The sequence below is a fragment of the Croceibacterium atlanticum genome (genome assembly GCF_001008165.2).
Taxonomy (GTDB): Bacteria; Pseudomonadota; Alphaproteobacteria; order Sphingomonadales; family Sphingomonadaceae; genus Croceibacterium_C; species Croceibacterium_C atlanticum.
The window spans coordinates 154,675-166,956 of record NZ_CP011452.2; the positions used below are offsets into that span (position 1 = coordinate 154,675).

At 61.6% G+C, this 12,282-nt stretch carries 10 protein-coding genes and 1 tRNA gene; 5 read left to right on the forward strand and 6 right to left on the reverse strand.

Annotation, left to right across the window (positions count from 1 at the left end; translation table 11 throughout):
- Nucleotides 1–71: 71 nt before the first annotated feature.
- Both WYH_RS00815 and WYH_RS00820 read left to right on the forward strand, forming a co-directional pair.
- Nucleotides 72–2,561 carry a TonB-dependent receptor gene (locus tag WYH_RS00815; protein ID WP_046902315.1) on the forward strand — a complete coding sequence of 830 codons (2,490 nt, stop codon included), beginning with the start codon at nt 72–74 and terminating at the stop codon, nt 2,559–2,561.
- A complete protein-coding gene (locus tag WYH_RS00820) occupies nt 2,561–4,171 on the forward strand; it encodes an AMP-binding protein (RefSeq protein WP_046902316.1) in 1,611 nt (536 codons plus the stop codon). The genes WYH_RS00815 and WYH_RS00820 overlap by 1 nt, the downstream gene beginning before the upstream one ends.
- On the opposite strand, the gene WYH_RS00825 is transcribed toward WYH_RS00820, so the two are convergent.
- Both WYH_RS00825 and WYH_RS00830 read right to left on the reverse strand, forming a co-directional pair.
- A complete protein-coding gene (locus WYH_RS00825; RefSeq protein WP_046902317.1) occupies nt 4,158–5,615 on the reverse strand; it encodes an oligosaccharide flippase family protein in 1,458 nt (485 codons plus the stop codon). The two genes, WYH_RS00820 and WYH_RS00825, sit on opposite strands and share 14 nt — an antisense overlap.
- The gene (locus WYH_RS00830; protein ID WP_046902318.1) at nt 5,612–6,637 is read right to left on the reverse strand and encodes a thioesterase domain-containing protein; all 1,026 of its coding nucleotides are present in this window, start codon (nt 6,635–6,637) and stop codon (nt 5,612–5,614) included. The genes WYH_RS00825 and WYH_RS00830 overlap by 4 nt, the downstream gene beginning before the upstream one ends.
- A gap of 190 nt (nt 6,638–6,827) precedes the next feature.
- Here WYH_RS00830 and WYH_RS00835 point away from each other — a divergent pair, with 190 nt between their 5' ends.
- The gene (locus WYH_RS00835) at nt 6,828–7,145 is read left to right on the forward strand and encodes a hypothetical protein (RefSeq protein ID WP_046902319.1); all 318 of its coding nucleotides are present in this window, start codon (nt 6,828–6,830) and stop codon (nt 7,143–7,145) included.
- Between the two features lie 129 nt (nt 7,146–7,274).
- Here WYH_RS00835 and WYH_RS00840 read toward each other — a convergent pair.
- Together WYH_RS00840 and cpdR are read right to left on the reverse strand one after the other, a co-directional pair.
- Nucleotides 7,275–7,349, reverse strand: a tRNA-Val gene (locus WYH_RS00840).
- 90 nt (nt 7,350–7,439) lie between these two features.
- Nucleotides 7,440–7,817: a cell cycle two-component system response regulator CpdR gene (gene cpdR / locus WYH_RS00845; RefSeq protein WP_046902320.1), complete on the reverse strand. Its 378-nt coding sequence runs from the start codon at nt 7,815–7,817 to the stop codon at nt 7,440–7,442.
- Between the two features lie 85 nt (nt 7,818–7,902).
- Between cpdR and WYH_RS00850 the strand changes: the two genes are divergently transcribed.
- Complete coding sequence (locus WYH_RS00850) at nt 7,903–8,880, forward strand: N-formylglutamate amidohydrolase (RefSeq protein ID WP_235979623.1); 978 nt, start codon at nt 7,903–7,905, stop codon at nt 8,878–8,880.
- A gap of 251 nt (nt 8,881–9,131) precedes the next feature.
- Here WYH_RS00850 and WYH_RS00855 read toward each other — a convergent pair whose 3' ends face one another.
- Complete coding sequence (locus tag WYH_RS00855) at nt 9,132–9,938, reverse strand: SapC family protein (RefSeq protein WP_046902321.1); 807 nt, start codon at nt 9,936–9,938, stop codon at nt 9,132–9,134.
- Nucleotides 9,939–10,020: 82 nt separating this feature from the next.
- Nucleotides 10,021–11,454 carry an FAD-binding oxidoreductase gene (locus WYH_RS00860; protein WP_046902322.1) on the reverse strand — a complete coding sequence of 478 codons (1,434 nt, stop codon included), beginning with the start codon at nt 11,452–11,454 and terminating at the stop codon, nt 10,021–10,023.
- A 135-nt stretch (nt 11,455–11,589) separates the two neighbouring features.
- On the opposite strand from WYH_RS00860, the gene WYH_RS00865 reads away from it, so the two are divergent.
- Nucleotides 11,590–12,165, forward strand: a complete 576-nt coding sequence (locus WYH_RS00865) for a hypothetical protein (protein WP_156320029.1) — start codon at nt 11,590–11,592, stop codon at nt 12,163–12,165.
- Nucleotides 12,166–12,282 lie beyond the last annotated feature (117 nt).

Sequence of the window (12,282 nt, forward strand, 5' to 3'; positions counted from 1 at the left end):
GTTCCAGCTGGTCACAAGGATTAGCCGCTTTTAATCCTTCGTATTCGCGGGGTCGAACCATCGGGGGTTACTTGCATCAAATTCGCCTTTTTCTGGGGACATTTGCCTGTGTCCTCGTTTCGCCATTGCCGGCTTACGCGCAGGATGACCTGTCCCTGGATGAGGGCGCGATCATTGTAACTGCGCAGGGGCGCCGGGAAGCGAGCGAAGATGTTCCGATTTCGCTTCAGACCTTTTCCGACGAGGAGATTGGGGCGAGGGATCTGCATGACTTGCGCGAAATCGCGCCATTCGTGCCCGGCTTCTATGTCGAGAGTCAGTATCCGACGACGCCCAGTATAGTCATTCGTGGCATCAGCAGCGATACGGCCGATCTTTCGGCGGAACCGCGCGTCTCGGTCTATCGGGACGGGGTCTATGTGTCGCGCCCGCAATCGGCCATGTTCGAACTGTTCGATATCGAACGTGTCGAGGTTCTGAAGGGCCCACAATCCACGCTTTTCGGCAGGAGCGCCCTTACAGGCGCGGTCAGCATCATCCAGAACAAGGCCGATCCTGCGGATTTCGATGTCACTGGCACGGTCGGCGGCGGAAATCTGGGGGCCTATCTGGCCCAGGGCGTGGTCAATCTGACGCTATCCGGCAGTTCGGCATTGCGGATCGCCGGACTGGCCAGAAACCGCGATGGCTATGTGCGCAACCTGGCCGGTGGGGCAAAGCTGAACGGCAACCGCGCCCGCGCCCTGCGCGGCAGCCTGCATTTCGATCTGGCATCGGGCGGCAAGATCGACCTTCTGGGCAATGCCCAATGGGACCGTTTCAGCGGCCTTTCCTACAAATCGGGTGTATTCGCGCCCACCGATCCAGTCACCGGCACTCCGCTGGGAGATCTCGATCCGTCGAGCCCTGCCTTTCTTGATACGGCGCCGGGATTTCCCGATGAACGCCTCGGGGGCAGGCGCAAGCTTGAAGGCATGACGCTGCTCTACGAACAGCCAATCGGGGAAGGGTGGAAGATTTCCGCAATCGGCGCGTGGAACAGGTTCCGTGCGCAGTTTGCCGGTGATGTGGACGGCTTTGCCTTCGATACCGCGACTACCGGAGAAGAGTCGGAAAACCGGCAGTGGAGCGGTGATTTGCGGTTGCATTACCAGCCTGCGGATGGCCTGAGCGCCTTCATCGGCGCAAGTTTTGCCGACGAATCCGGATCGCAGGACATATTGCTGCAGGTGGATGAGCGCGATCTGCTGGCCCTGCAGACCGGATTTCTCGATCGGACCAACCCGGTACCGCTGCCAGAGGCGGTCTATTCTTCTTCTCCGGCAGTGACCGGGCAATTGCAGGGCATCGCTGCGGCGTCCGGTTTTGCACTGGACGGTTCGCTGGCGCTGGCGCTCGCCAACAACATGTTGGGCGACCATTCGGAGCGCCTGCTGAGAAGCGCTGACAATCAGTATCGCGAAATCTTTGCTGGCATGGTCTTCCAACCGGCGGAGCGGTGGAAGTTCGAGCTCGGCCTGCGCTACACTGACGAAAGGAAACGGAGCGGCATAGAATCTACCATCTATCAGCGGTCCGTTCTGGCAGGTGTTCTCGGCGCGCTGACGCAGCCCGCTTCCGTCAGGGATCCGTTGTTGCAGGCGCTTGCCGCGCCAGGTGCCGCCCATATTCCGGCAAGTGCAAGCTATCCGGTGCCGAATTTCGGTCTGCTTTATCAGGAAGGAAACCGGGATGAGCGAGAACTGGAAGCCGGAGGATTTTCCTGGCGCGCATCGGCAATTTACGAGGCCAGCCCGGACTTCAATCTCTACGCGATCTATGCGCGGGGGCGACGTCCCGAAGTACTTTCCACCCAACCGCCGTTGAGCCCTGGAGGGGAGGCGCGCTTCAGCGATCTCGCTTCCGAAGTTGTCGATTCCATCGAATTGGGATTCAAGCTCAACTCTGGGCCGTTCAGGCTCGAGGCGGCAGGATTTTATTACGATTATCGGCACTTCCAGACAGAAGTTCTGCAAGGCACCACGCTCGTTTCGATGGATGCGGGGAAGGCAAGTTCCCATGGGGCGGAGCTGACCGCCCGATATGCCGTAATGCCCGCATTCACGCTGTTTGCCACCTATGGTTATACCAGGGCGCGGTTCGGCGCCGGGCTTTATGACGGGAACCATGTGCGCCTTTCCCCCGATCACAGCCTGTCTTTCGGCGCAAATATGGCGCTGGATCTGGGTATCGGCGAATTGACGGCCACCCCCACGTTGAACTGGCGTTCGCGCGTCTATTTCGACAACAGCAATGGCGACCTGTCAGCCTTTTCCGGGGCTTTCCTCCGGCCCTTGGCATTCGAGGCAAGTCAGCAGCCTTATGCGCTGGCAGCCCTGCATGTGGGATTTGAGCCGGACAATTCCCCGCTGCGCTTGCAGGCCCATATCGAAAACCTGTTCGATCAGGATTACGTCCGCGATCTGGGAACGGGCAGCGTCTCTTTCGGCCTGCCCAGCTATGTCGCCGGGGCACCGCGCAGCATCCTGTTCACGGCATCGATTTCGCTCGGAGGGCGATAATGGCGGTAGCGATTGAGGAGCCCTCGGGCCTGGCGGTGGACTGGATTGCCCAGCGGCCCGTGCTGATGGATTTCGGCGGGCCGGAAGATATCGGCTACGTCCCCCTCTCGGAAGCGGCAGAGAATTTTCACGGTATCGAACCCTTTGAACGGGCCGTTGAACGCTATGCCGATAAGGTCGCGATCTATGACGGAACGACGTCGCTGAGCTATGCCGAGGTTCTGGACCGTGTTTACGGCCTGGCCCGGCAGATCGACGAGATGCTGCCCAAGGGGGCGGTCGTCACATCGCTGGTCGGCAGCACTGCCGCCGCGCCGATCATAGTGCTGGCGTGTTTCGCCGTCGGCCGGACGCTGGTGCCGCTGGATGCAGGGCACCCGTTGGAGCGGAAGAGAGCCCTGTTCGAGGAGAGCGGGGCCCAACTGCTGCTGCTGGATGCGAACGCAAAGGTAGATGACAGTTTCATCCCCGCCGATCTGCCGCGGATCAAGGTCGATGCGACGATGGAAACCGGCGCGGAGCGGATCAATTGCCCTGCCGATCCGGCGGATCCGATGTTCGTGATTTTTACTTCGGGCAGCACGGGAAGGCCCAAGGGGCTGGCTTTCGCCAATCGTCATGCCTCTACCATGTCGCAGACGATCGATACGTTTCATCTCAACGAGAATGACATCGTTCTCGGGCTGGGCTCGCTCACATCGGGCGGTTCACGCGATACCTTCATGGCACTGATTTCCGGTGCGACAATCCGGTTGATCGATGTGAAACGGGCTGGCCTGATGGAAGCCCTGCGGGTGATCGAGCAAGAGCAGATCACCTTCATGAGCTTTGTGCCATCCTATATCCGGATGCTGTTCGGCCTGCCGGGGATCGAGAAATCGCTGCGCAGCCTGCGTATTCTCGATCTGCATGGCGAAGCCACGCTTCCTGAAGACATGGCGCTGATGCGGTCCAGTCTCCCGGAACATTGCCACATCAGCATCACATTGGGCGCCACCGAAACCGGCCTGGTGTTCACCTGGTACGCCAAGGAGGACAAGATCGAGGATGGGCGCGTCCCGGTCGGCTATCTGATCCCCGGCAAACAGGTGGCCATCATTGGCGAAGACGGCAATTCCGTTCGTCCCGGAGAGATTGGTGAACTCGTGGTACGCGGGATGCTTGCGCGGGGCGGCTGGCAGAAGGGTGAACTGACCCAGGGGCGCTTCCTGCCGGATCCGGACAGGCCCGACTGGTTTGTATATCCGATGGGCGATCTTGTCCGTCTTCGTCCGGATGGACTGTTCGAACATCATGGTCGCAAGGACCGCCAATTGAAGATCCGCGGGCAATGGGCGGATCTGGGTGCAGTGGAAGCCGCGTTGCGTTCCTGCGGCGGAGTGGCGGATGCGGTGGTGGATGCAATCGGCGCGGGTGGCAGCGAACAGATCGTTGCCTATGTCGTTCCGGAAAAGTCTGTCGATGCCCCCACCGCAGCGGAACTGAGGCGGGCCGTTGCAACGGCCACCGCGGAACATATGGTGCCGGGCCGCATCGAAATGCTCGACGCCATTCCGAGGCTGGCCAATTTCAAGCCCGACCTGAAACGGCTGGAAGCTATGCTGGCCTGAACTTGCGGCGGGCACCATCGAGCCCGGCACGAAGCAGGTCGGGGGCGATCAGCAACGCCGCGGCGCCAAACAGGGCCACACCGATTGCCACGAGGACCGCCAGTTCGAGCGGGGTGCCCAGCTTCCCGCTGATGGCGGGTTTTACCCCCAGAACGGCGATCGCCATCAATCCGGCACACAGGAAACTGGGCCAGATCGAACGGAACAACTCGCCGATCTGAAAATAGGTGTCGCGTTGCATCCACCATAATCCCAGCGGAAGCAGGATATAGAAATGCGCGACGGTCGCGATGGCCAGTCCCCACAGGCCGAAAGGCGTGCCGATGGCAATGCCTAGCGCAGTGGCCCCGGAAAGCGCGATTTGCCAATGCAGCATGCGGTCGGTGCGTCCCGCCGCGAAGAAGGCCGCCATCAGCAGCAATTGCAGGTGAACCGGCAGGGCGAGCAGGGCCAGAAGCTGGACGAAAGCGGATGCCTGGCCCCATTGTTCGCCGAAGACCCAGGGCAACAACAGGTCCGCAATCGCGGCGAGGCCGAAGAAGGATGGATAGACCAGCAGTGCGGTCGATTTGGTAAGCAGGGCGAATGTCCTGCGGCCGACCACCGGATCGTCCGGATAGCGGGAGAGGATCGCGAATGCGGCCATCGTCATCGGGCCGATCGTAAGTTCAATCAGAAGCAGGATCGTCTGCCCGGCCACTCGCAGGATGCCCAGCGCAGCCGCACTGAGAAGCAGCCCGGCGGCGAAGTCGAAACCTTTCTGGTTGAACTGGGTGAGGGCGCCTGAACCCAGAAGCCGAAGACTGTCGGGCATGAGCGGTCGAAGCTTCTCGTATGAAAACCGCAGTGACGGGCGCCAATCGCAGAAAAACCACAATAGTGCCGTCTGGAACAACGCCTGCAGCAGGCTCTTGGCGACAAGTGCCCAGATCCCCCAGCCGGCCAGTGCCAGCAGGATCGCGATCACGCCCGATGCAAGGCTCGCCCCGACGATCCGCAGGGTGAGCTCCTTGAAACCGAGATCACGTAGCAGGTGGGCGTGATGCACGCTGCCCAGCGAAGAGATAGGCAGCGCCGGCGCCAGGGACAGCAGGACGATCCACAATAGCGCCTGATTCTCCCTATCCACGAACAGCATGACGCCGGTCAGGTAGATCAGCGTTGCCACGCCGCTGATGGCGATCAGGAACCAGAAAACGCTGTCGAAAGTCAGCGAGTCGACGTCCTTCCGCCGTACCAGCGCTTCGTTCATCCCGATTTGCGAAAAATCCTGGAACAGGCTGAGGATCAGCCCGGCCAGAACCACGATGCCGAATTCTTCGGGGAGCACAAACCGGGCGATGACCACGAAGACCGCAAATCGCAGACCCCGTTCGGCAAAGGCGCCGGCATAGGACCAGAAGGCCGCGCTGCCGACCTGGCCTTCTGCGGTATTCCCGCTCATGATTTGGGGAGGAGGGCTTCGGTCACCGCCGGAGTGATCACGGATAATGGTTGCGGTTCGAACAATCCCAGATGCGTTCCGCCCACATGGATGCGTTGCAGCGCGGGTAGCAGGCGATCCCATTCCTCAACATCGAAATGCGTTTCGGCTTCATCGCTGGAGATAAGCAGAGCTGGAATGCCCAGGGGTGATGCGCGCCATCTGCGCAGCGCAATCCATCGCAAGCGCCCGATCAGCCGCTGTCGGCGCCAATAGAGGGTGCCCAGGGGAATGGTCCGTGCAACCTTCACCAGATGGCGGCGCGCGCTTTCCAGCCTGCCGAACAGGAGCGGCAGGGTGAACGCCAGTTTCTCCCCCAGCGCCTTTGCGCCTTTCGGAACGGTGAGGGAATCGCGGGCAAACAGGATAGGGCTTTGTTGCCCCGCTTCATCGATCAGGGGTTTGTGCAGCCGAATCCGAAGAAATGGATCGAGCAAGCACAGGAAAGTGACTTCGCGGCCTGCTGCCTCCAACTGCGTGGCGATTTCGAACGCTATCACGCCGCCCACGCTGTAGCCCGCCAGCCGGATGGGCCCTTGGGGCTGCAATTTCTCGATCTCTTCCCTCAGTATCGCTGCGCTGAGGGGAATGCTTGAAAGTACCCTGCTGCTGCGTTCAATATCCGGCAGGTTCAGAAGGTGAAACCTGATCCTGTCGGTGAAGGATTGGCGGAATGCCACCAGGCGCGGCTCGTCACCGAGCATGCCTGGCAGAAGAAATATCGGCGCATTTTCGGAACTCGGGCTGGAGATGTCCGCAATGGCCGAGGCCAGTTCGCGCGGCGTCGTATCCCGGGTGAGATTGTCCAGAGGGATCGAAATGCCGAGCAATTGCTCCAGATGGAGCATGAAGAGGACGCTCTTCAGCGAATCGGCGCCAGTTTCGCACCAGGGAATATCGGGAAGGAATTCCAGATCCGGGAAGGTTTCTTCCCAGCATGTCTCAATCGCTTTCAGCGGAGTTGGAATCTGTGTCCTGTGCACTCGCTTTCCCTAGCCGGATTTCGCGCGGAGTGAAGAAGCAGAAGCCAGAGCGCTGATGATGGTGCCATTCTGACCCAATCCGGTTCCAGGGCGTAGCCTGATATTGGCGAGGTGAGGGAGGGCGGTTATCGCCGTATCCGGCGCGCCGCTTCCAGAATTCGGCTGGGCGCCCGGCGAAGCAGGAGGCCCTATGAATCTCGACGGTGTGTTCATCTGCAAGACGAAGACGCCCATCGGCGTCCAGGACAGCACGCTCACCTTCGTCATGGCCGATGACGGGCAGAGCTTCACCGGCACGAGTGAAAGCAATACCGGCACGCTGGAATTCCTGGAAGGCAGGGTGGATGGGGCCCGGATCAGCTGGAAGATGGATCTGACCAAGCCGATCAGGATGACCTTGCGCTGCGAAGGAGAGCTCCTGGGCGATGAATTGCGGGTGGTGATTCATGCTGGCGCGATCGGTAAAATGCCATTGCATGGTGTAAGGGCGGTGTCCGATCGAGGCTGAAACCCTTTTTCGGTTTTCTCCAGCACACATTTCAGCGGAGCGTCCGATCATCCTGATCCGCGGCCGTGTCTGAAATCGCTTCAGGCAACGAAAAACCCCGCAAAGCCGAGGCTTTGCGGGGTTTTCGAATGGTGGGCGTAGGAAGAGTTGAACTTCCGACCCCTGCGATGTCAACACAGTGCTCTACCACTGAGCTATACGCCCGATCCATTCCGGACTGCCGAGGATGCGAAGATCGCTCGGCAGGCGGGCCCATTAGCGCCGCTGCCGGCGCTTATCAAGCCTGCATTTCGACTATCGGTGAGAGGCCATCGCTTCTTCTTCGAAGATGCGTTCCACTTCCATCACCAGGTCTTTCAGGTGGAAGGGCTTGGAAAGCATCTTGGCCTGCGGCGTGTGGCGGTTTTCGCGCAAGGTGACAGCCGCGAATCCGGTGATGAACATCACGCGGGTAGTCGGGCTGAGATCGGCACAACGCTGGGCCAGTTCGATCCCGTCCATTTCCGGCATCACGATGTCCGACAGCAACAGGTCGAAGCGTTCGACTTCCAGCAGGGGCAGGGCAGCAGTGCCGCGATCCACGGCGACCACCGAATAGCCCGCCTTTTCCAGGGCACGCGCGAGATAGGTCCGCATTGCGTCATCGTCTTCGGCCAGCAGGATGCGGATCATCGTGTCTTTCCCTGTTTGTCGGTGTCGGACCCCGCATAATCGGACCAGCGTCAAGAATCTCGATGAGTCTCGGCAGTGCCCAGCTTTGACACAGGCGGCAATCCGGGCCAGCTATCTGTGGATGGTGAATGGCGAAATTCCGGCGCGCGATTCGCGTAGGGAGCGTGGCGGCCGGATCCCCGGAACAGCGGGCCAGCCGGCCTGGTCAATCACGCGTTGCGATCCGGCGCCCGTGCCGGTGCTGATTGCCGCCCCGCATGGCGGGCGGATCTATCCGGCCGATCTGGCCGGCCGGATGCGCAATGCCGGCACGGCCAGCCTCAGGCTGGAGGATCGCTTTACCGATTTGCTGGCGGAAGCAATCTCGCGGGAGACGGGGGCGACGCTACTGATTGCCCATGCGCCGCGCGCGATGATCGATCTCAACCGCGCGCCCGACGATATGGATTGGGACATGGTCGCCGGCGGTGCGCCGGAAGGCAGGGTTCGCCTTGCGGCCGGGCAAAGGGCGCGCAGCGGCCTCGGCCTCGTGCCCCGCCGCCTGCCGGGAATGGGCGAGCTGTGGAGGAGGCGCATGACGGCCCAAGAGCTGGATGCGCGGATAGAGCACGTCCATCGCAGCTATCATTCGACGCTGGAATCCGCATTGGAACGGCTGCGGGATCAGTGGGGTTCGGTCCTCCTGCTCGATCTCCATTCGATGCCTCCGCTCGGCCCCAAACGAGGGCCCGACGCGGCGCCCGATTTCGTGATCGGCGACAGGTTCGGAAGTTCCTGCGATTCGGTGCTGGCGGCAATGGCTTTCGATTATTTCACGGCTATCGGCCGGCGGGCGGCGCATAACAGGCCATATGCCGGCGGTTACGTGCTTGACCGGCATTCCGCGCCGGCCCGATCGTTCCATGCGATGCAGATCGAGGTCTGCCGCACGGCTTATCTCGATTCGCAGATGCGTGAACCGGGCAAGGGGATGGCCGCCGTGGTGCGCGACCTGGCCGGGCTGGTGCGGCGCTTGTCCTCGGTTCTGGCCGCAGGGCGGAGCGTGCCGCAAGCCGCGGAATAGCGGCGGAGGCGGGCAAACAGCCAAGAAAAAACCGCCCCGTGCATTGCACGAGGCGGCCAAGGTTCAGGGAGGAGGTACGTAGAGACGTACCTATCCGGTCGGGCCATGAGGGAAGCGCCGAGCGGACGCGTGCAATTTAATCGCCAACCGCCAATGTTCAAGGCCCGGCGCGCCACATCCGTGACACGCCGGGCCTTGGTGTTTTTCGCCGGACGCTGCCCGATGAAGGCAGGCCCGGATCCTATGGCAGATCAGTTGGTGGCGGGGGCGGCATTCAGCGATGCATCGCCGCTATTCGCGGCACCCGGGCCTTTGCCCTGCGCGCTCTGCTTGGCAAAGACGACGCGCATCATGTCCAGCGAGAACAGATGGGCGAAGATCAGGGGCAGAAGGCCGCTTTCATTCCATTTGCGCAGCTGGTCGCCGCGGACTTCGCGCAGCTTTTCCTGGTTCACCATCTTGAAGCCGCGATAGATGAAGGGCTGATCCGGCTTGTCGTTGCGCTGGATCGAAACTTCGCCGTCCATCAGCAGTTCGTGCTTCTTCAGCTCGTCGATGAAGGCCTGGGTGCGCTGGCCGGCTTCTTCGAAGCGTTCGCAGAATTGCAGCAGGTTCTGTGTATGCTCGGTCGCCTGTTCGCCATCGAACAGGGCGTGGCCTTCCTCGAACTCGCCCAGAAGATCGCTGGTCGGATCGAAGCACAGCGACATATTGGTGGAATTCGGGTCAAGCCGTGCCAGCAGGAACGGATAGCGACGGATATAGGCCGGGACGTAGAAATCCTCCAGCGCCTTGCCCTCGTCGTCGAAGAAGACATTGATGCCTTCATTCAGGCCCATCAGCGCCAGCGGCACCGGGTTATCACCGGCCGAAAAGACGATCGGAAAATCGCGCTGTGCCTGGGCGAATTCGTCCACGGTCAGCGGGATGGCGTGCTGATTGCCGACCCATCCTGCACGATCGACAGAGCGGGCATGCCACTTGGCATGATCGCGGCTGTTGAGCGGCATCAGGTCTTTGTAGAACAGGGGCAGTTGGGCTTGCGGCGCACTGGCCATTATCACTCTCCGGTTTGGCTGTAATGCGGTCGCGGGAGGAAGCCCCCGCATCGAATTCGGGGCGCTTTATCGGGGGAGCCGATCACGCGCAAGGCGGGACGAGCTTCCCCGGGTTCAGCAGGCCATTCGGATCGAGCGCCTGTTTCACCGCCCGCATCATGTGCAGATGCACCGGGTCGCCCAGCCTTCCAAGTTCATCCACCTTCAACTGGCCGATGCCATGTTCGGCACTGATGGAACCGTCCCATCGCGTGACCAGATCGTGCACGAAGGCGCTGATTTTCTTGCCTTCGCCAGCTTCCCAGGTCCCGCGTTCGGAACCTGGCGGGGACAGGACGTGGAAGTGCACATTACCGTCCCCCAGATGGCCGAAAGCGATGCCGGTGCAGCCGGGGAATTTCTGTTCGACCAGCGGGACAGCTTCGGCCACGAAATCGGCCATTCGCGCAACGGGTACGGAAATATCGTGCTGCATGGCGGGGCCGAGTGCCCGTTCTGCCGGTGATATTTCATCGCGCAGGGTCCAGAATTGTTCGGCCTGCGTCTCATTTGCGGCGATGGTGGCATCTTCCACCAGGCCCGCTTCAAACGCGCTTTCCAGCAGGTTCTGGGCCAGATCGGGCAGGGCATCGGCGCCCGCCGCGTCCGCTATCAGTTCGATCAATACGTGCCATTCGTGATCGCCCTGCAACGGGGAACGCGCATCAGGCGTGTGCTTCAGCACTGCTTCCAGGCTGTGACGGGGGAGGATTTCGAAGGCTTCGAGAGCGTCCCCGGCCATCCGGTCCGCATGAAGGAACAGCTTGCGCGTATCGCGCACATCGCCAAGGCCGATCCACAGCACGCTACGTTCCGCCACTGCGGGCAGCAGGCGGAGCGTGGCCGCGGTCACGATGCCCAGCGTCCCTTCGGACCCGATCAGCATCTGTTTCAGGTCGAAGCCGCGATTGTCCTTCTTCAGCGGAACCAGCGCGTCGAACACGCTGCCATCCGCCAGAACCGCTTCGATCCCCAGAACCTGCGCGCGCATGGATCCGTGCCGGAGAACCTGCGATCCGCCCGCATTGGTCGCGATCAGCCCGCCAACGGTGGCGGACCCCTTGCCGCCCAGGGTCAGGGGAAAGCGCAATTGTTCCTTATCCGCCGCCTCATGCAGGGTCTGAAGGATCACGCCCGCTTCGCACACGGCCTCTTTCGCGTCGGCATCGACCCGGCGAATCGCATTCATGCGGCGAAGCGAGAGCAGGACGGCATGGCCTGTATCGTCGGGCGTGGCGCCGCCGGACATCCCGCTGTTTCCACCCTGCGGCACAATGGGGATGCCGAACCGGGTGCACAATTTCATCAGCTGACTGACTTCCTCGGTCGAACCGGGCGAGGCGAGGGCGAGCGCCTTGCCGGTGAAGCGGCCGCGCCAGTCCGTCAGCCACGGCTGGAGCAGTTCGGGATCGGTGGTCAGCCCGCGTTCGCCCAGTGCATCCCGGGCTGCGGCGAGAAATTCCTCTGTCTGTGCCATGCTGCTGCCTTTGCCAGTCGCGGCAGAGGGTTGCAAAGGTCAATTGGCAAGTTAAGCCAGCATTCAATCGCGCGGATTAAGGAGGGCGCTGCGGGATTGCATGATGCGGTTCCGAGCAACGAAGCACTGCTCCAGATGAACAGCCTTGCCGCCTTCATAGCTCCCCTGGCTCTGCTGCTGCCGATCGCTGTGTCAGACAGTGCGGCGCCGCAGACTGCGCGGCTATTGGCCGAAAAATCGCAGGCCGGGGCCGATCTGCCGCTGGCGATGCAGTCCTTGCCGGATCCGGTTCTGACCATGGAGCGCGCCCGCCGGACGCCCCGGCAGAACCAGGTGCGCATCGAACAACGCGTCATCATCCGGATTGCACCAGGCCCGGCACATGCGCGGGACCGTTTGCTGGCGGATCTGCCGCGCCGGCCGATGCCCCAGCGTTATCAGGAAGAGAAGATCCAGAACTGCGTGCCGATTTCCGCAATCGCAGGGGTACAGCCGGCTAATGAAAACCGGCTGTTATTGTTCATGCGGGATCGGCGGATCCTGTCCGCCGCGCTGGAACGGGCCTGTAATGCGCAGGATTTCTATTCCGGCTTCTATGTCGAACGGAATGATGACGGGCAACTTTGCAGCGGGCGTGACCAGTTGCAATCGCGCGCCGGTTCGGCCTGCAAGCTGAAGCAGCTTAACCGCCTGGTCGCCATTTCAAACTAGACTTTACGCCTGCGTTTCCTTGACTCTTGCACCCGTGAGTGCATAGGGCGCGACGATCATGGCGGTACCTTATGGTGCCGTACCAGAAGCTGCGGGTTCGCCCGCTCCCGACCCGGA